Below are 18,393 nucleotides of genomic sequence, written 5' to 3' on the forward strand. Positions count from 1 at the left end.
CAGTATTAACTCCGCCTCCTCGACTCTACCCGCGGCAGCCCCGTGGTGGCAGGCGGGAGTCCCGCGTCGATCCCGAGAGCGCCCACCCACACAGAAAGCCGGCCATGCTGCACACCTTCACCTTCGGTGACCTCCGCATCCCCGCGAACCTCGCCGGCGAACCGACGGCCACGAGCACGGGGTTCGTCGTGCCCGCAGGTCCGGTCGCGCTGCTCCACCCCTTCGGCGACACCGGCTTCTACCGGCACGGCTGGAACTCGTGGAGCCCGAGCGGCTGGACCACCACCGACGGCGAGACGATCGGCATCAAGAACAGCCCCGACCGGCTGCTCACCGCCGACGATGCGGTCAACGAGACCACGCACCTCCACTCCGGCAGCGGTGTCGGAGCCATCGCAGGACCGGACGGCACCGTGCTGCTCATCGGGACCCTCGGGCTCGGCAACCCCCGGGTCGGTGCCGACCGCAACACGATCTGGGCGCGGAGCGAGACCGACGAAGCCGAGTGGTTCGTCACGTTCGGACCGGAGCAGCAGGCCTTCGCCGACTACGCGGCGATCCTGTCCGAACGGCTGGGGCGGCGCTCGCAGCGCGCCGGTCGCGTCTGGAGCAGTTGGTACTCCTACTACGAGGGCATCGACGAGGAGCTCGTCGCCCGCACCGTGGCCGACCTCACCGGGTACCCCTTCGACGTGTTCCAGCTCGACGACGGCTGGGAGCCGATCGTGGGCGACTGGACGGCCGGCCCGGACTTCCCGTCGGGCATGCAGGCGACCGCCGGTCGCATCGCCGAAGCCGGGTTCCGCCCGGGGCTCTGGCTCGCCCCGATGATCGCGCTTCCCGACTCCACCATCGCGCGAGAGCGCCCCGACCTCCTCGTGCAGGACGACGCCGGCCGCCCGCTGGCGACCGGCTACAACTGGAACTCCCACTACTACTCGCTCGACACCACGCAGCGGGAGGTGCAGGACCACCTCCGCGAGGTCTTCGAGCGCGTCACCGGATGGGGCTTCAGCTACCTCAAGCTCGACTTCATGTACGCGGGCGCCGTGACCGGTCGGCGGCACCAGGACGTCCACCGCGAGACCGCCTACCGGGACGCGATCTCGTTCATCAGGGAGACCGTCGGCGACGACGTGTACCTGCTCGGCTGCGGCGTCCCGATGATCCCGTCCATCGGGGTGTTCGACGGCGCGCGCGTGGGGCCGGATGTCGGTCCGTTCTGGGACAACGCCGAACGCGTCGGCGACCCGTCGGGCGTCGGGGCCTGGAACTCCATCGTCGACTCCGTCAACCGCGTCTGGCTGAAGGAGGTCTACGAGGTCGACCCCGACGCCGTCTACTTCCGCAGCGCTCGGAACCTCCTCGACCCCGTCGAACGTCGCCTGCTCCAGGACGTCGCCGCCATCCTCGAGTTCAAGTCGACCTCCGACCCGGTGGTCTGGCTGCATGAGAGCGAACGCGCCGAGCTCCGGCAGTACCTGACGGAGACGCCGACGGTCGAGCAGACGGGGCGGTTCACGTTCCGGCTCGACGGCCGCGAGGTCGACCTGACGGACGTCGTGGCGGGAGAGGCCCGCTCCGACACCTCGTACATCGGGTGACGCCAGGCGCTCGGCGGCAAACCGGCGTTATCCGATAAACGAACGCCGACCGCGCAGAAGTGGAGCTTTGGCACAGTCGTGGGATTCTGAGCAGGATGAGCGCGAAACCAGGGTCCGCGGAGCGGTTCGAGGCCGCGGGGAGCGACGTCGACGACGCTCGCGAGCTCTACCGCGAGGCCTACCGGATCGGCAGGATGACGGTCGAGCCGACGGCGGCTGCGTTCGGATACCGCTTCACCTCCACTGGCGACGACGACCTCTCCCTCCGCGCCTCGCAGGTCGAGGGACGGATCACGGGTGCGTCGTTCACCCAGGGGGAGTACGTCGTCTCCTGGATGACGCGTGGCGAAGGCGTCTCGGACCTGCTCGGCTCGCCGATGAAGTTCCTCCACGGGCAGCCGGCGATGTTCGCGAACGACCGCCCCGCGCAGTTCGACCTCATCGACTACCGGCTCAACATGATGCACTTCGGTGGCGCGTATCTCGAGGGTGTCGCGGGGGAGACCGAGGGGTCGGTCGGTCCGATCCGGTTCGACACGACGTTCCGCCCGTCGGGCGACGCCCTGCGGCGCTGGACCGAGACGGTGGCGACCGTCGCCCGGGTGGTCTACGACGACGGGAGTTCCGCACTGCTGCGCGCCGAGGCGAACCGAGCGGCAGCCGTCACGCTGCTCGAGGTCTTCCCACACGTCGCCCTGCAGCCGCGGGTCGACCTGGCGGTGCCGTCGGGCGGCAAGACCCGCGCCGCGGTCGAGTTCATGATCGCGAACGCCCACCGGCCCATGGGCACCGACGAGATCGCCGCTGCCGCGGGGATCAGCCTGCGCAGTCTGCAGGCGGCGTTCCGCCGCGAGTACGACGTCACCGCCACCGACTACCTGCGGTCGATCCGGCTCGATCGCGTCCGACAGGAGCTGCGGGACGCGGAACCGGGCCTCGCGACGGTCGCCGAGGTCGCCAGGCGCTGGGGGTTCACCCACCTCGGGCGCTTCGCGGCCTCGTACACGGCCCGCTTCGGCGAGTACCCGAGCGTCACCCTCGCATCGAGCCGCGGCGCAACCCACCCGCGTTCCCTAGGCTGAGGCCATGACGCGATCCACGGTGACCGATCCGCACGCTCCGAAGCCCGTCGGGCCGTATTCGCATGCCGCGGTCGCCCCGACCGGAGCGCTGTACCTGTCCGGGCAGACGCCCATCGATCCGGTGACCGGAGCCCTCGTCGACGGTGATGTCGCCGAGCAGACCCGCCGGGTGTTCGCCAACCTCGAGTCGGTGCTGACGGCCGCCGGTCGCGGGTTCGGCGACGTGGTCAAGGTGAACGTCTACCTCGTCGACATGGCGGACTTCGCGTCGATGAACAGCGTCTACGAGACGGTCTTCTCGGCGCCCTATCCTGCGCGCACCACGGTCGCGGTCGTCGGGCTGCCGCTCGGCGCGCGCGTCGAGATCGAACTGGTCGCCTGAGGCGGTGCGCCCCTGGGCGAGAGCGGCTCCAGAGCTCATCCAGGTCCCTGAGCCTGTCGAAGGGTTGGACGAAGGCCCGACTCAGTCCGAGTTCGGCGGCGGGGCGGTCGACTCGCGCATGATGAGCGTGGTCGCGAGGTCGGTGATGGTCGGGACGTCGGTGCCCCCGAGGTGCGCGAAGAGGGTCTGCACGGCGTAGGAGCCGGAGGCGATGTGCGGGCTGCGGATCGACGTGAGTGCCGGTGTCGTGAAGTCCGAACCGAAGATGTCGTCGAAGCCGATGAGGCTCAGCTGGGTGGGCATCTCGACACCACGTGAGCGCAGCTCCAGCATGATGCCGATGGCCAGGAGGTCGTTGTACGCGAGGACCGCGGTGGCACCCGTCTCGAGCACGGCCGTGGCCGCCGCCCTGCCCGCGGCCATGTCGGGCTGCGTCGACGGCACTCGCACGGTCTCGATGCCGCGTTCGGCGCACAGCTCCCGTGTCCGGCTCCACCGATGCCGCGACATCCAGGAGCGACCGGGGCCGGAGACGAACGCGAGGCGGCGGTGACCGAGCTCGGCGAGGTGGTCGATCGCCTCGGTGAGCCCCGGGTCGATGTCGGCGACGATGCTGTCGACGTCGTCGACCTGACGGTTGATCACGACGACGGGCTTCTCCTGGCCCAGTGCGCGGACGTCGTCGGGCAGGAGCCTCGAGGTCGCGAGGATGAGACCGTCGACCGACGGCATGAGCCGCCTGGCGGTCAGCAACTCCATCTCCGCCGACTCCTTGAACTCCGCGAGCACGAGCGTGTAGTTGCGCTCGGCGGCCTCGCGCTCCGCGCCGCGGACGACGTCGAAGAACATCGGGTTCGTGATGTCGGCGACGATGAGGCCGAGCGTGCCGGTGCGCCCGGTGGGGAGCGCCCGGGCGGCGGGGTTCGCGACGTAGTTGAGCTGCTTCGCGGCGTCGTGGATCTTCTGCGCCGTCTTCTCGTTGATGCGGCCGGGGCGACTCAGCGCCCGCGACACGGTCGATGGGTTGACGCCGGCGAGCTGCGCGATGTCGTAGATGGTCGCGGCACGTTTCGTCTTCGCGGCCCCTGCCGTGGGTTCGGGCGTTCCGGGCTCGGGAGCGACCGTCTCCGCGGATGCGTCAGCGGTGCTCATGGGGCCCGCTCCTCTCGATCGCCGCCCTCGGCGGCCTGAGCCATCGTACTGCCGCGGCCTCGGCGTGCGGGCTCAGGCCGGCCGGGTCAGCGGGTCGCGACATCGAGTGCGTGGCTGGCCCATTCGTATGACAGGCGGTGCGACTCGTAGACGCTCTCGACGCTCGGGAAGTCGACCTCGATCATGTAGTCGCCGTCGTAGTCCGCGGGCATCGCTGCGACGATCGCGTCGAAGTCGAGTACACCGAGCCCGGGTTCCGCCCACAGCCGCTTCGTCTGCGACGTCTCGTGGTAGCTCAGCGCGCCGTCCGCTGCGCCGTCGAGGTGATCGGCGTAGACGTCCTTGATGTGGATGCCGCCGACGCGGTCGCGGTAGTCGGTGATCATCGCGACCGGGTCCGCTCCCGCCCAGCGGAGGTGTCCGGTGTCGGGCCCGAACCCGATGAGGTCCGGTCCGAGGGTGTCGAGCAGACTGCGGATCTCGTGCTCGGTCTCGAAGACACCACCGACGTGCGAGTGGTGCAGGGGGCGGATCCCCTCGGCGAGCAGGACCTCGCAGGTCCGGCCGGCGTTCTCGATGGCCAGGTCGAGACGCTCCTGGGAGAAGTCGGCGCCGATCGCCGGCGTCGCCATGCGGGCCGGGATCGCCATCGAGGAGATCATCGTGCGGTCGAGTCCCAGGGAGGCCTGCGCCGCCCCGAACGCCTTCGCCGCCTCGAGGACCTCGGTCAGGACGACCGTCTCGTCGAACGCGCTGCTGAACAGGCTGAGCGACGGCGTGAGGCCGTAGCCGCCGATCCACGTGCGGTACTCGTCAGCGGTCATGCCCTCGGGGATGTCGGCCTTCACCGCGGTGAACCCGATGTGCTGGAAGTCGGCGAAGGCCTCCTCGAACACCTCGCGGGTCTTGCCGCGCGCACTCCAGTACGGGATGGGGTTCGCCGCCACCCGGTTCGTCCGCTGCGCGCTCATCGGGTCACCGCCGCAACGGCGTCGAGCCGGACCGGCTGGCCAGTGCGCGCGGATTCGTAGAGACCGGTGATGATCGAGATCGCCTGGCGGTTCTCGGCCAGCGTCACGCGGAGCGGCTCCTCCCCGCGGATCGCGGCGAGCACGTTCCGGTACTGGTGCAGGTGCGCGTCCGACATCTGTCCGGCGACGCTCGAGCCCGCCTGCGTCTCGTCGGCGAACTGCGCCGCCTGGTTCGTGTCCTTCCCCTGCGAGCCGAAGAAGGCCTCGGCGCGCTCCATTCCTGCGGGGGTGGAGTGGAAATACGTCAGCTGGTCGTTCTCGATGACCGCGGAGCCGCGGTCACCGTGGACCTGCAGCCGCGCGACGAGGCCCGGGTAGACGGCCGTCGAGCCGTGGATGACGCCGAGCGCGCCGGATGCGAAGCGGACGACACCGACCGCGACGTCCTCGGTCTCGATGCGCTCGTGGGCGAGGAGCGCGGTGTAGCCGAAGACCTCGACGGGGCGTCCGAGGAGGGCGACCAGCAGGTCGACCGTGTGCACGCCCTGGTTCATGAGCGCGCCGCCGCCGTCGAGCGCCCAGGTGCCGCGCCAGTCGCCGGAGTCGTAGTAGCTCTGCCCGCGCCACCAGTCGACCGAGGCGATGCCCGAGGTGATGCGCCCGAGGTCTCCGCGTTCGGCGGCGGCGAGGACGATCTCCGTCGAGGGGTCGAAGCGGTGCTGGGAGATGACGGTCACGACGGTGCCGGCGCGCTCCTGGGCGGCGATGATGTCGTCCGTCCGCGAGACGGTGACGTCGGCCGGCTTCTCGATGATGACGTGCTTGCCGGCCTCGAGCGCCTCGATGGCGAGGTCGGCGTGCAGGCCGGTGGGCGTGCAGACGACGACGATGTCGGGGTCGGTCTGCGCCAGCGCCTCCGTGAGGGTCGTGAACGCCCGTCCGCCGCGCTCGGCGACGAGGGCCTCCGCCTTCGCGAGCTCCGGGTCGGCGACGGCGACGAGTTCCAACTCGTCGCGCAGCTGGTCGATGACGATGCCGTGCTGCTTCGAGATGATGCCGGCGCCGGCGATGGCGATGCGGTGCGGTCGGGACATGCGGGGGTTCGCTCCAGTTCTGTGCGTGGGATGGGTCGGTGTCCGTGCCGGCTCAGGCGAGCTGGCGGAGGTGTGCGAGGGCGGCCTCGAGCTCCGGTTCGAAGTCCTCGAAGAGGCACTCGACGGTGATGGGGCCGTCGTAGCCGCCGTCGCGCAGGGCCGTGATGAACCCGGTGAGCGGCCAGTCGCCCTGGCCGGGTGGCCGTCGTCCGGCATCGGCGATGTGGGCGTGTCCGATGCGGGCGCCGAGGGCTTGGACGACGGCGAGCGGCTCCTCCTCCAGCATGATGTGGAAGAGGTCGGCGACGACGGGCACGCGGTCGATCCCGAACTCGTCGAGGAAGGCGACCGTCTCCTCGAGCGAGTTGAGCAGGTTCGTCTCGTCCCGGTTCAGCGGCTCGAGGACGATCTGCAGCCCGTTCCGCTCCGCCGCGTCGCGCGTCTCTACGACGACGTCCGCGAACCTCGCGCGGGCGGCCGTGACGTCCACCCCGGTGGGGATGGTGCGCGCCGTCCCGCTCCCGAACACGATCTTCGCGCCGGGCTCCGAGACCGAACCGATGATCGGCATGACGGCGTCGAGGTACGCGGTGACGCGCTCCGCCGGGAAGCCGGGGTCGGCGAGCGACAGGTCGCCGGGGAACAGGATGGCGAACGAGCCGCGTGGGACGCTCGTGTCGTAGTCGGGATGGCGCGTCCACCCGGCTCCGTCGGCGACGACGAGGTTGCCGACGATGGTCGGTTCCGCGTAGTCGGCTCCGGACGCGAACGCACCGGGGATGCGTTCGGAGGGGACGATCACGCCGTACCCGGTGAGCGGGTGCCGCTGGGCGGTCGGGTTCGTGTCGGACATGTGGTTCCGTTCCGTCGTCGGTGGGATGGTCATCGCTACTTCAGGCTCCCCGAGATGAGGTCGAGGCGCCAGAACCGCTGGAGGACGAGCACGAAGATCACCACGGGGATGACGGCGATGAGCGCCCCGGCGATGGCGACCGAGTAGAGCACCGGTTCGCTGCCACCACGGTTGAGCATGAGGAACATGGCGACCGTGATGGGCGACAGCTCCGACTTCGACTGCATGATGTACGGCAGCAGGAAGTTGTTCCAGGCGCCGATGAACTGCAACAGGAACACGGTCACGAGACCGGGGAAGAGCAGCGGGAGTCCGATCGAGACGAAGGTGCGTCCCTCGTTCGACCCGTCCACGCGTGCCGCTTCGAGGAGTTCCTGCGGCACTGAGCCTCGCGCGAACACGTAGGAGAGGTAGATCCCGAACGGGGTGATCGAGATCGGGATGAGCACCGCCCAGTAGGTGTTCGTGAGGTTCAGCTGCGCGAAGAGCATGTACTGCGGGATCGCGAGCGTGATCGTCGGGAGCAGCACGCCGGCGAGGAGTCCGACCATGACGGCCTTCTTGCCCGGGAACCGGTAGAGCGCGAGCGCGTAGCCGGCGGCGGCCGAGACGGCGGTCGACAGGAGTGCGCCGCCGATCGAGTAGATGAAGCTGTTGCCCAACCAACGCGCGAAGGAGCCGTTCTCGTACGCGAACAGGTCGGCCATGTTGTCGACGAGGCTCGACCCGAAGGTGAACGCGCTCGTGGAGAACAGCTCACCCGTGCTCTTCGTGGCGGCGAACACGACCCACACCATCGGGAGCAGGAAGTAGAGGACGGCGATCAGGAGGACGATCGTCGGGAGGATTCCGCCGAGCTTGTGGACGAGGCTGACGGATTCCTTCGGCTTGCGGATGCGGCCGCGATCGGCGCGGACGACGGTCTCGCGAGCGCGACGGTCCTCCTCCGCGCGTTCCGCGGTGCGTGCGGTGGTGGTCATGCGTTCCTCCGAGCTGCGAGGCGTTGCCCGCCGAGCACCAGGAGCGACAGCAGCACCGTGGCGAGGGCGAGGATGATGGATGCCGCCGACGCCGAGTTGAGGTCGTCGTGGGCGAAGGCGTCCCGATACACCCGCATCAGCGGGAAGTAGGTGGAGCTGATGGCCGGGGTGAGGCTCGAGAGCATCTGCGGCTCGCTGTACACCTGGAGCGCGCCGATGATCGAGAAGAGCCCGGTGAGGATCGTGGCCGGCACGATGTGCGGCAGCTTGATGTACCAGGCGATGCGCGGTTCGTTGCAGCCGTCGATCCTGGCGGCGTCGATCTGCTCCTTCGGCAGCGACTGCAGCGAGGTGTAGAGGATGATCGTGTTGAAGCCGATCCCGCCCCACAGCACGACGTTGATGATCGCGGTCATGACGAGATCCCCGCGCAGCAGCGTCGGGAACTGCAGACCGAAGGTCTCGGCGAGCTGGTAGATCGGGCTGATCTCGGGCACGTACAGGAAGCCCCACATGAGCGCCGCGATGACGCTCGGCACGCCGTACGGCAGGAAGATCGCCATCCGGCTGAACGCGCGGAGTTGGGCTCTCGGGAGGTCGAGCAGCAGCGCGAACAGCATCGCCGTGAGCATCATGATCGGCACGAGGAAGAGCGCGTACACGGCGAGGTTGCCGAGGCTCGTCCAGAACGTCGGGTCCTGGAGCACCTTCGTGTAGTTGCCGAGGCCGACGAACACCTCCTCGCGCACGCCGTACGCGCTCGCACCTGCCGCGGTGCCCATGAGGCTGAGGCCGCCGGAGTACACGATCGGGATGACGAACACGAAGACGAACAGGACGACCGCTGGGGCGATGAGCACCCAGGCGAACAGGTGGTGCGGGCGGGTCAGCGAGACGCGCCGTCTGGTGGGGACCGCGGTCGGATCGTCCTCCGTCCGACCGCGGTCCCGCTCGATGGTCGGCGCGGTCATCAGCCGGCCAGGTCCTTCTCGACGATGTCCTGCACCTTCGGGAGCACGTCGGCCCACGGGCTCGTCCCCTCGATGGCGTTGCCGAGTTCGTCGGTGATGGCGGTGAAGGCCACCTGCGTGTTCGGGCCCCACTGCACGGTGACGAGCTTCGACGCCGCTTCCGTGGCGCTCGGCCAGTAGGTGGTGTCCTCGGGCATGAGCTCCGGCGGCGTGCGGTCGATCTCCTGGCCGTGCAGGGCGCCGGTGAACTTGTTGACCTCGACGAGTCCCTCGGCGCCCTCGTCGGAGGCGTTCAACCACGTGATGAACTCGAGCGCCTGGTCGTAGTGCGGGCTCTCCTTGAGGATGACGTTTGCCGAACCGCCACGGGCGAAGACCCGCGGATCGGCGGCGTCCCACTGCGGGATCTGCGCGGCCGACCAGAGCCCGACCGTGTCGGGGTACTGGTTGAGCAGCGGGCCGGGAGCCCAGGCGCCGGCGATCGTGCCGAGCACCCGGCCACTCGCGGTCGCCTCGATCTGCTCGGGGCTGCCGGTCTGGTAGGTGCTCACGAGATCGTCCTCGACCATCCCCTGCCAGAAGTCCAGGACCTCCTGCGTCTCGGCGCTGTCGATGTCGACACCCCATTGCTCGTCGGAGTAGTCCCACCACTGGGCGCCGTTCTGCAGGGCGAGTCCCATGAACTGGTCGGCGTCGATCGAGCTGAAGTTGAAGAGGTAGCGGTCACCGTCGAGGGTGCGGACCTGCTCGGCGAGGGCCCGGAAGTCGTCCCAGCTCGCGGCCGGGGTGAGACCGTACTGCGCGAAGAGGTCGTTCCGGTAGACGAAGAGCGCCGGTCCGAGGTCCTGCGGAACGCCGTAGACGGTGTCGTCGAAGGACACGCTCTCGAGCACCGTGGGGGAGTAGGCCTCCTCGAGGTCCTGCTTCGCGCTGTCGAGTGGGGCGAGGACGCCGGCCGACACGTAGGTCGGCAACTGCGTGTACTCGGCCTGCGCGATGTCGGGGCCGTCACCGGCACGCACCGCGCTCAGGACGCGGACGGGCATGTCCGCTCCACTCGCGGGTTGCGAGATGTTGACCTGGATGTCGGGGTTTGCCTCGTTCCACACCTCGACGCGCTTGTCGATGTTCGAGCCCCAGGCCCAGAACTCGAGCGTCACCGGGCCGTCGGCCGAGTCGTCGCCGCCCGGGCCCGAGCAGGCGGTCAGTGCGAGGGCGAGGATTCCCGCGGTCGCGATTCCGATACGAACGCTGTTTGCCACTGCAATCTCCTTTGATAGCGGGGTCTGCTCCTCGCGTCGCTGAAGCGTTTCAGTGGTGCTGGACCACGACGGTTCCGGGCGGAAGCGGGATCAGTCTCGCAGACGGTCGTCGATCTGGCAAGCGATTGCCAGATCCGAGTGGCAATCGGTTGACAGACCGCGGTCCCCCGGTTTCAATGGAGGCGTGCCAATGACGCTGCAGAACGATCCAGACCGCCTCCTCCCCGCCGACCCGGGGACGCGCGACGTCGCCAGGGCGCTCTACCGCTCGGTCGAGGCCCTGCCGATCATCTCGCCGCACGGACATGTGGATCCGGCGATCCTCGTCGAGGACACCCCGTTCGCGAACGCCACCGAGCTGTTCCTCCGGCACGACCACTACGTCACCCGCCTGCTGCACGCCGCCGGGTTCTCCCTCGCGGACGTCGGTGTGCCCGACCTCGCGGAGGGTGGTGCCGTCGCCGCGCCGCGGGACGCCTGGCGACGCTTCTGCGAGCACTGGCACCTGTACGCCGGCACCGCCTCCGGGTACTGGCTGAGCTCGATCCTCGGAGAGCAGTTCGGCGTCACGGAGCAGCCGGACGGAGCGAACGCCGACCGGCTCTTCGACACGATCCACGAGCGGCTCCAAACGCCGGCGTTCCGTCCGCGTGCGCTGTTCGACCGCTTCCGCATCGAGGTGCTCGCGACCACCGACGACCCGATGGACGACCTCGCCGCGCATGCCGCCCTCGCGGCGGACCCCACCTTCAGCGGGCGCGTCCTGCCGACCTTCCGGCCCGACGCGTACCTCGATCCGGCGAAGGCCGGTTGGGCGGAGCGGGTCGCTTCGCTCGCCGCCTGGAACGGGACGCCGGAGGGCAGCTACCGCGGCTACCTCGAAGCGCTCGCCGGGCGCCGTCGCCACTTCATCGAGCACGGCGCGGTGTCGGCCGACCACGGTGTCCCGCAGCCGCTCACGCTCGAACTCGAGGAGGTGGACGCCGCAGCGCTGTTCGACCGCGCGCTGTCGGGCACTGCCGACGCCGCGGACCTCGAGCGGTTCGCCGCGCACATGCTGTTCGAGAGCGCCCGCATGAGCGTCGAGGACGGCCTCGTCATGACCGTGCACCCCGGCGTCCACCGCAACCACCACGCGCCCACGCTCGCCCGCTTCGGGCCGGACACCGGGCACGACCTCCCGGTCCGCACCGACTACGTGCGCCCCCTGCGTCCGCTGCTGGAGCGGTTCGGCACGGCTCCGGGGTTCCACCTCGTCCTCTTCAGCGTCGACGAGACGAGCTACTCGCGGGAGATCGCACCGCTCGCCGGGTTCTACCCGAGTGTCTTCATCGGCGCGCCGTGGTGGTTCCTCGACGCGCCCGACGCCGTCCTGCGCTTCCGCTCCGCCGTGACGGAGACGGCCGGGTTCTCGCGCGGATCGGGGTTCATCGACGACACCCGGGCGTTCCTCTCGATCCCCGCCCGACACGACATGTCCCGGCGCCTCGACGCGTCCTTCCTCGCGCGACTCGTGCGGGAGGGGCGCATCGACGAGGCGACGGCCGAACGCATCATCCTCGACCTCGTCGTCGACCAGCCGCGACGGGTGTTCAAGCTGTGAGCACCGTGATGAACGCGGACAATGCTGCCGGAGCCCCGGGGGAGGAGGCGGTCCCGCATCTGTCCCGCGCGCGACTGCCCGAGTTCCCATCGGCACCGGTCCGGATCGTCCACCTCGGACTCGGCGCCTTCCACCGCGCCCACCAGGCCTGGTACACCCAGCTCGTCGACCCCGATCACGAGTGGGGCATCGCCGCCTTCACCGGTCGGAGCCCGCAGGCCGCAGCCGATCTGGATGCCCAGGACTGCCTCTACACGGTGGTGGAGCGATCGGCGGACGGCGACTCGGCCACGATCGTCGGTTCGATCGTCGAGGCGCGGGACGGTGGCGACGTCGCACGGCTCCACGACCTCCTCGCCGCCGAGACGACGGCCATCGTCACGCTCACCGTCACCGAGTCCGGGTACCGGCTCGATGCCGAGGGGACGCCGGACGCGTCGGATCCGGCGGTCGAGCACGACGTCGCCCTGCTGTCCGAGGCCTTCGCCGAGCGGGCGGACCTCCGCGACGCCCGACCGACGACGACGCTCGGCAGACTGCTCCTCGGCCTCGAAGCCCGTCGTCGTGCCGGGGCTGGTCCGATCGCGATCGTGCCGTGCGACAACATCGCGGACGGCGGCCCGCTCGTCCGTCGAGCGATGCTCGCCCTCGCCGACCGGGTCCACCCGGAGACCGCTCGATGGATCGCCGACGAGGTCTCGTTCGTCTCATCCTCGGTCGACCGCATCACGCCGCGTCCCACGGTGGCCGACGGAGCGACGGCCGCGACGCTCACCGGATTCGCCGATGCCGCTCCCGTCGTGACCGAGCCCTTCACCGACTGGGTGCTGAGCGGCGACTTCCCCGCCGGGCGGCCGGCGTGGGAGTCCGCGGGTGCCCGGTTCGTCGACGTCCTCGAGCCCTACGAGCAGCGCAAACTGCGGCTGCTCAACGGTGCCCACAGCCTCCTCGCCTACGCGGGCCCGCTGCGCGGTCATGCGACGGTCGCCGAAGCGGTCGGCGACGAACAGTGCCGGGCCTGGGTCGAGGAGTACTGGGACGAAACGGAGCGCCACCTGCCGGAGGGCCTCGGGCTGACGGCGTATCGCACCGCACTCCTGGAGCGCTTCGACAACGCGCGCATCGAGCATCGACTGCAGCAGATCGCCCTCGAGGGCGTCACCAAGCTGCGGGTGCGGATCGTGGCGACGCTCCTCGCGGAACGGGCCGCCGGTCGGCCGGGAACCGGGTCCCTGCGCGTGATCGCCGCATGGGTGGCGGCCGTCCAGGGCGACGACCGGCCGGGTGATGCGAGCGGTGCTGCCGTCGCCGAGGCACTCCGGTTCCAGGGTCGGGAGCGGACCGCGGCGCTCGTGCGCCTGATCGATCCCCGCCTCCTCGACTCGGAGCCGGATGACGGTTCCGCGCTCGTCACCGAGCTGGGGCGCCTGGTCGACGAGCTCGCCTTCCCGGTCCCTGAGCACCCTCTTCCGGTCCCTGAGCACCCTCTTCCGGTCCCTGAGCACCCTCTTCCGGTCCCTGAGCCTGTCGAAGGGCCCACCCCGGACGACTCCTCCCGGTCCGCCTGAGTCCGGAACCACCCGGCCACACCGGCCGCAACGCACGAAGGAGCAGTACCCATGAACATCGACAAGGCCGAGGTCATCGTCACGAGTCCGGACCGGAACTTCGTGACGTTGAAGCTCACGACCGACGACGGCCTGACGGGTCTGGGCGACGCGACGCTGAACGGGCGTGAGCTCGCGGTGGTGGCGTATCTGTCCGAGCACGTGGTGCCGCTGCTGCTCGGGCGCGATGCGTCGCGGATCGAGGACACCTGGCAGTTCCTCTACCGCTCGGCGTACTGGCGGCGTGGTCCGGTGACGATGGCGGCGATCGCGGCGGTCGACATGGCGCTGTGGGACATCAAGGGCAAGGCTGCGGGCATGCCGGTGTACCAGCTGCTGGGCGGGGCGTCCCGGACGGGGCTGCTCGCCTACGGGCACGCGTCGGGGAAGACGAACGAGGAGCTGTTCGACAGCGTGCGCGAGCACCAGGCGCAGGGCTACAAGGCCATCCGCATCCAGACGGCGGTGCCGGGGTTGAAGTCGATCTACGGCATCGCCTCCAACGCCACGTTCGAGGGCAACACCGGCGTCCGCTACGACCACGAGCCGGCGCAGCGCGGTGGCCTGCCGAACGAGGAGGACTGGGACACCCGGTCGTACCTGCGTCACCTGCCGACGGTGTTCGAGGCGGTCCGGAACGAGTTCGGTCCGGAGCTGCCGTTGCTGCACGACGGGCATCACCGGATGACGCCGATCCAGGCCGCGAAGCTCGGCAAGAGCCTCGAGCCGTACGACCTGTTCTGGTTGGAGGACTGCACGCCGGCGGAGAACCCGGAGGCGTTGCGGCTCGTGCGGCAGCACACGACGACCCCGCTGGCGATCGGGGAGATCTTCAACACGGTGTGGGACTACCAGCAGATCATCCGGGAGCAGCTCATCGACTACGTCCGCAGCGCGGTCACGCACACCGGTGGGATCACGCATCTGAAGAAGGTCCTCGACTACGCCTCGCAGTACCAGATCAAGTCGGGCATGCACGGGCCGACGGACATCTCGCCGGTGGGGATGGCGGCCGCGATGCACCTCGGGCTGGCGATACACAACTTCGGCATCCAGGAGTACATGAAGCACGGCGAGAAGACCGACGCCGTGTTCCAACAGTCCTACACCTGGGAGAACGGCATGCTGCACCCGGGAGAAGCACCGGGGCTGGGTGTCGAGTTGGACGTCGACGAGGCGGGCAAGTACCCGTATCAGCGCGCCTACCTGCCCTACAACCGTCTCGCCGACGGCACCGTCCACGACTGGTGATCCCTGCGGCCAGCGCGGTGCGCTGACCCGACCGCGCTCCTGTGGCGTGAGTGCGCCCCTCCGGAGGCCCGCGCTCACGTCACAGGGGCGCACTCGTGTCACAACCTCGTCACCCAAGCACCTCTGGTATTTCAGGTTCCAGCGGGTTACCGTGGTGCGGTACGAGGACGCGCACGACGGTTCGGGGGCAGATGACGAGCGACGACACACAGCCACCGGAGGTCCAGCCCGACCCCGCCCCATCGCCGACACCAGACCCGACACCCGAGCCTCCCGCCCCGACCCCACCCGGCCCGGCATCCGACGCCCCGGAGGCGCCCACCGAGGCCGATCCGGCAGTGCCCGCGACGCAGGCGGCGTCCGACGGCACGATCGTCCTGGCCGGCGACGGCATCGATCCGACCGGAGCGACCGTGTCCACGACCGCGGTCCAGACGCTGTTGTCGGCGGCTCCGGACGGCAGCACGATCATCGTGCCGGGCGGCGCCGTCATCGCGCTCGACGCGACCCTCCTGCTCGACCGCCGGCTGGCATTGCGGGGGAGCGGCGAGCTGCGGTGGACGGCAGGCATCACGAACGCGCCGGCGATCCGCATCACCGCCCCGGGATCGACCGTGCGGGAGGTGCACCTCACGAACCCGAACCACCTCGGTTCCGCCACGGGTGCGCGCAACATCGGCATCGACATCCGGACGAGCGACGTGATCGTCGACGGGGTGCGGATCGTGGGCTTCCAGAACGGTGTGGTGAACGAGCCCACCGGCGAGTTCGAGGGCGTCATCGTCACGAACTGCCACATCGTCGACATCGTGGGCGTGGGCGGTGGACGCGGTTCGACCTCGAGGGCCGGCGAGGATCGCGGCGACGGCATCACCATCTGGGGTGCTCGTGCGCTCGTCTCCGGCAACGTCGTGAACGCGCTCGCCGGCACGGACGCGCGGATCGGCATTCACGCGGAAGGCCTGTCGGACTACGAGGTCGACCCGGGGCTCTACCCCGACGCGATGTTCTCGATCAACGACAACGTCGTCAGCGGTCCGTTCCGCCGCGGCATCGCATTGGAGGCGGTGTCGCACGCCACCGTGTCGGGGAACACCGTCACCGGGAACACCTGGTGGGGCATCGCCGCGATCGACACGCGCTCGACCGGGATCTCCAACAACACGGTGCGCTGGACGCGGGCGGCCGAGGACGACCAGGGGTCGGTCTGGAGCCCGTCGCGCGGGCCGATCATGGTCTACCGCAGCGCGGAGGCCACGGTGGTGGACGGCAATGTGCTGGAGATCCGTGGCGTCGCCTCAGCCGCCATCCGCCTGCAGGACGCCACCATGCCCTCGGGCGACACCACGACGCCCGTCGGTTCGACCGACACGGTGATCACCGACAACGTCGTCCGGCTCGCCGGCGGCACGTGTCCGAGCGGGGTGGTGCTGCAACGCGCGATCCGGCCGCTCGTCGTCGGCAACCGGCTCAGCGTGACCACGCCGAGCGGGACGGCAGGCGGCGTCGTCTCGTATCTCAGCAGCGACCTCGTCGTCGCCGACAACTCGCTCCTCGGCGCAGGTGAGGCCAGCGGGTACGGGGTGCAGCATCAGGGCGCCGGAGCCGTGCAGGTCACCGGCAACCGCGTGGAGGGGTTCCGGATCGGGCTCGCCGTCACCAATTCGACGGGCGGGGTGACCATCGTCGGCAACACGGTTCTCGCGTGCGCGACCGGGATCGACACGTACGGCTCGACCGGCCGCTCGATGGTCGCGGCCAACCGTGTCTCGGTCTCCGGCACCGCCCACATCAACGCACAGCCGGCGACGAGCTACGTCACGACCAGGCACATGGGTACGGCGCGCCCGGCCGGTGGCGGGTCCGGCGACTTGCTCGTCGGCAACGGGCTGCTCTGGGTGAACGACCAGGGCACGTGGCGCTCGGTGAAGGTCACCTGACGCGGTCGTCGCGGCGGTCCGGTGCCGGCGTCCGGGCGTCCGGTGGTCAGCCCGCGAGGAGGGCGACGCCGATCACGACGACGGTCGCCGCCGCGATCCGGCGCACAGGGCGGCCCTCGCGGAGCACGAGCGCACCGAACAGGCTGACGAGGATGACGCTCACCTCGCGCATCGGCGCGACGAGGGCGACCGGTGCCATGGTGATGGCGACCAGCACGAGGATGTACGACATCGGCGAGAGCACCCCGAAGGCGAGGATGCGCGGCCAGTGGGCGCGCAGGACCGCCGGCAGCTCGCGTGCCCGGCGTCCGAGCGATCCGGAGAACAGGACGACCTCGACCGCGGTGCAGCCGACCATGAATGCGACGGGCGAGGCACCCCAGGTGCGGACGGCGTTTGCGTCCCAGATCGTGTAGGCCGCGATCGCGACGCCGGTGAGCAGCCCGAAGGCGACCGCAGGGTCGAGGCGTCGTCGGTTGGCGCGCTCGTCGACGGCGACCGGTGACGGGTCGCTGCCGCGATCGACGAATCCGATCGCGACGACGCCGACGACGATCGCCGCGACGCCGACGAGCGCGAGCAGTGACGGGCGCTCGCCGAGCAGGAGGACGGCGATGATCACGCTGATCGTCGGACCGGTGCCGCGTGCCGTGGCGTAGACGGTGGAGAGGCGTCCGCTGGCGTAGCCGCGCTGCAGCACGAGCATGTAGACGTAGTGCAGCACGGCGGAGACCACGATGCCGATGGCGAAGCCGCTGAGGTCGTCCGTACCCAGCCCGCCGGTGAACGGGACGACGATCGCCCACAACACGGTGCTGGACACCGCTCCCCACCAGAGGAAGGGCATGCCGATCCGGCTCACGCCGTGGGCGACGATGTTCCACGCCGCGTGGCAGACGGCGGCGGCGAGGACGATGGTGACGGCGAGCAGAGACACGTGAGACCCTTCCGATCCTCGCGGGCGCGACGATCAGGGTCCTCCGGGCTTTTATCCTGTCAGATGACGGTCGCCGGCTGGCCGCCGACCGTGGCGCCGCTCGGACCAGTCGAGCTGTCGCTCCGGAACCCTAGGCGATATCGCGCACCACGCTACCAGCCTCCGGCGAGGCGTGTCCGTGCGTCAGTCGACGATCGCGATGGCGTCGATCTCGACGAGCATCTCCTCGCGGGGGAGGCCCGTGAAGACCGTGGTGCGGGAGGGCAGGACGCCGCCCTTCACGCGCGAACCGACGAACTCACCGTAGGCGTCGTTCATGATCGCGAAGTCCTCGCGCTTGGTGAGGTAGACGCGCAGCATCATGACGTCGTCGAAGGTCGCGCCGCCGGCCGCGAGGATCGCCTCGACGTTCTGCAGCGTGCGGGTGGTCTGCGCGGCGACGTCGCCCGGGAACAGGTACTCGTTCGTCGCGGGGTCGACGGGGCCCTGGCCGGAGACCTGGACGAAGTTGCCCTTGCGGACCCCCTGGGAGAAGGTGTGCGCCGGAGCCGGGGCGTCGGTGGTGGAGATGGCGGTGCGTTCGGTCATGGGGTGTGTCCTTCGGTTGGTGGCCCTTCGACAAGCTCAGGGACCGGGATGGGTGGTCAGGGACCGGGATGGGTGGTCAGGGACCGGGATGGGTGGTCGGGGACCGGGTATGGGGG

Annotated in this window: 16 protein-coding genes; 7 read left to right on the forward strand and 9 right to left on the reverse strand. The window is 69.8% G+C overall.

Annotated elements, in window-relative coordinates; translation table 11 throughout:
- The first annotated feature begins 104 nt into the window (after nt 1–104).
- The 3 genes from CCK91_RS01770 (at nt 105) to CCK91_RS01780 (ending at nt 3,068) form a co-directional block, all read left to right on the forward strand.
- Complete coding sequence (locus CCK91_RS01770; protein ID WP_086472597.1) at nt 105–1,604, forward strand: glycoside hydrolase family 36 protein; 1,500 nt, start codon at nt 105–107, stop codon at nt 1,602–1,604.
- 95 nt (nt 1,605–1,699) lie between these two features.
- On the forward strand, nt 1,700–2,686 hold the full coding sequence (locus tag CCK91_RS01775) for an AraC family transcriptional regulator (RefSeq protein WP_086472598.1): 987 nt from the start codon (nt 1,700–1,702) through the stop codon (nt 2,684–2,686).
- A gap of 4 nt (nt 2,687–2,690) precedes the next feature.
- Nucleotides 2,691–3,068: a Rid family detoxifying hydrolase gene (locus tag CCK91_RS01780; protein WP_086472599.1), complete on the forward strand. Its 378-nt coding sequence runs from the start codon at nt 2,691–2,693 to the stop codon at nt 3,066–3,068.
- An 81-nt stretch (nt 3,069–3,149) separates the two neighbouring features.
- Here the strand turns inward: CCK91_RS01780 and CCK91_RS01785 are convergent, their stop codons facing one another.
- The 7 genes from CCK91_RS01785 to CCK91_RS01815 form a co-directional block, all read right to left on the reverse strand.
- Nucleotides 3,150–4,220: a LacI family DNA-binding transcriptional regulator gene (locus CCK91_RS01785; protein WP_086472600.1), complete on the reverse strand. Its 1,071-nt coding sequence runs from the start codon at nt 4,218–4,220 to the stop codon at nt 3,150–3,152.
- An 86-nt stretch (nt 4,221–4,306) separates the two neighbouring features.
- On the reverse strand, nt 4,307–5,191 hold the full coding sequence (locus CCK91_RS01790) for a sugar phosphate isomerase/epimerase family protein (RefSeq protein ID WP_086472601.1): 885 nt from the start codon (nt 5,189–5,191) through the stop codon (nt 4,307–4,309).
- Nucleotides 5,188–6,285: a Gfo/Idh/MocA family protein gene (locus CCK91_RS01795; RefSeq protein WP_086472602.1), complete on the reverse strand. Its 1,098-nt coding sequence runs from the start codon at nt 6,283–6,285 to the stop codon at nt 5,188–5,190. The genes CCK91_RS01790 and CCK91_RS01795 overlap by 4 nt, the downstream gene beginning before the upstream one ends.
- 52 nt (nt 6,286–6,337) lie before the next feature.
- Nucleotides 6,338–7,171, reverse strand: coding sequence for a sugar phosphate isomerase/epimerase family protein (locus CCK91_RS01800; protein WP_086472603.1), 834 nt, complete (start codon nt 7,169–7,171; stop codon nt 6,338–6,340).
- A 2-nt stretch (nt 7,172–7,173) separates the two neighbouring features.
- Complete coding sequence (locus CCK91_RS01805; RefSeq protein ID WP_086472604.1) at nt 7,174–8,118, reverse strand: carbohydrate ABC transporter permease; 945 nt, start codon at nt 8,116–8,118, stop codon at nt 7,174–7,176.
- Nucleotides 8,115–9,089: a carbohydrate ABC transporter permease gene (locus tag CCK91_RS01810; protein ID WP_086472605.1), complete on the reverse strand. Its 975-nt coding sequence runs from the start codon at nt 9,087–9,089 to the stop codon at nt 8,115–8,117. Before CCK91_RS01810 ends, CCK91_RS01805 begins: the two co-directional genes overlap by 4 nt.
- Nucleotides 9,089–10,351 carry an ABC transporter substrate-binding protein gene (locus tag CCK91_RS01815; protein ID WP_165766964.1) on the reverse strand — a complete coding sequence of 421 codons (1,263 nt, stop codon included), beginning with the start codon at nt 10,349–10,351 and terminating at the stop codon, nt 9,089–9,091. The genes CCK91_RS01810 and CCK91_RS01815 overlap by 1 nt, the downstream gene beginning before the upstream one ends.
- 190 nt (nt 10,352–10,541) lie before the next feature.
- Between CCK91_RS01815 and uxaC the strand changes: the two genes are divergently transcribed.
- The 4 genes from uxaC to CCK91_RS20065 all read left to right on the forward strand — a co-directional run bounded on the left by uxaC (nt 10,542) and on the right by CCK91_RS20065 (nt 16,752).
- Entirely contained in the window at nt 10,542–11,954 is a 1,413-nt protein-coding gene (gene uxaC, locus CCK91_RS01820; RefSeq protein WP_086472607.1) for a glucuronate isomerase, read from the forward strand.
- Between the two features lie 8 nt (nt 11,955–11,962).
- The gene (locus tag CCK91_RS01825) at nt 11,963–13,522 is read left to right on the forward strand and encodes a mannitol dehydrogenase family protein (protein ID WP_086473120.1); all 1,560 of its coding nucleotides are present in this window, start codon (nt 11,963–11,965) and stop codon (nt 13,520–13,522) included.
- A 51-nt stretch (nt 13,523–13,573) separates the two neighbouring features.
- Complete coding sequence (gene manD / locus CCK91_RS01830; protein ID WP_086472608.1) at nt 13,574–14,812, forward strand: D-mannonate dehydratase ManD; 1,239 nt, start codon at nt 13,574–13,576, stop codon at nt 14,810–14,812.
- A 191-nt stretch (nt 14,813–15,003) separates the two neighbouring features.
- Nucleotides 15,004–16,752 carry a NosD domain-containing protein gene (locus CCK91_RS20065; RefSeq protein WP_133059909.1) on the forward strand — a complete coding sequence of 583 codons (1,749 nt, stop codon included), beginning with the start codon at nt 15,004–15,006 and terminating at the stop codon, nt 16,750–16,752.
- Nucleotides 16,753–16,798: 46 nt separating this feature from the next.
- On the opposite strand, the gene CCK91_RS01840 is transcribed toward CCK91_RS20065, so the two are convergent.
- Nucleotides 16,799–17,689, reverse strand: a complete 891-nt coding sequence (locus CCK91_RS01840) for an EamA family transporter (protein ID WP_086472610.1) — start codon at nt 17,687–17,689, stop codon at nt 16,799–16,801.
- Nucleotides 17,690–17,872: 183 nt separating this feature from the next.
- Nucleotides 17,873–18,277 (reverse strand): RidA family protein, encoded by a 405-nt coding sequence (locus CCK91_RS01845; protein ID WP_064293914.1) that lies wholly within the window; start codon nt 18,275–18,277, stop codon nt 17,873–17,875.
- Between the last annotated feature and the right edge of the window lie 116 nt (nt 18,278–18,393).

The organism is Plantibacter elymi (nom. nud.), from assembly GCF_900177795.1.
GTDB classification, from domain to species: Bacteria; Actinomycetota; Actinomycetes; order Actinomycetales; family Microbacteriaceae; genus Plantibacter; species Plantibacter elymi.

Bases quoted from the DNA above. Each gene is read 5' to 3' on its own strand.
- CCK91_RS01770 (WP_086472597.1), top strand. From the start codon at position 105: ATGCTGCACACCTTCACCTTCGGTGACCTCCGCATCCCCGCGAACCTC.
- CCK91_RS01775 (WP_086472598.1), top strand. From the start codon at position 1,700: ATGAGCGCGAAACCAGGGTCCGCGGAGCGGTTCGAGGCCGCGGGGAGC.
- CCK91_RS01780 (WP_086472599.1), top strand. From the start codon at position 2,691: ATGACGCGATCCACGGTGACCGATCCGCACGCTCCGAAGCCCGTCGGG.
- CCK91_RS01785 (WP_086472600.1), bottom strand. From the start codon at position 4,220: ATGAGCACCGCTGACGCATCCGCGGAGACGGTCGCTCCCGAGCCCGGA.
- CCK91_RS01790 (WP_086472601.1), bottom strand. From the start codon at position 5,191: ATGAGCGCGCAGCGGACGAACCGGGTGGCGGCGAACCCCATCCCGTAC.
- CCK91_RS01795 (WP_086472602.1), bottom strand. From the start codon at position 6,285: ATGTCCCGACCGCACCGCATCGCCATCGCCGGCGCCGGCATCATCTCG.
- CCK91_RS01800 (WP_086472603.1), bottom strand. From the start codon at position 7,171: ATGACCATCCCACCGACGACGGAACGGAACCACATGTCCGACACGAAC.
- CCK91_RS01805 (WP_086472604.1), bottom strand. From the start codon at position 8,118: ATGACCACCACCGCACGCACCGCGGAACGCGCGGAGGAGGACCGTCGC.
- CCK91_RS01810 (WP_086472605.1), bottom strand. From the start codon at position 9,089: ATGACCGCGCCGACCATCGAGCGGGACCGCGGTCGGACGGAGGACGAT.
- uxaC (WP_086472607.1), top strand. From the start codon at position 10,542: ATGACGCTGCAGAACGATCCAGACCGCCTCCTCCCCGCCGACCCGGGG.
- CCK91_RS01825 (WP_086473120.1), top strand. From the start codon at position 11,963: ATGAACGCGGACAATGCTGCCGGAGCCCCGGGGGAGGAGGCGGTCCCG.
- manD (WP_086472608.1), top strand. From the start codon at position 13,574: ATGAACATCGACAAGGCCGAGGTCATCGTCACGAGTCCGGACCGGAAC.
- CCK91_RS20065 (WP_133059909.1), top strand. From the start codon at position 15,004: ATGACGAGCGACGACACACAGCCACCGGAGGTCCAGCCCGACCCCGCC.
- CCK91_RS01845 (WP_064293914.1), bottom strand. From the start codon at position 18,277: ATGACCGAACGCACCGCCATCTCCACCACCGACGCCCCGGCTCCGGCG.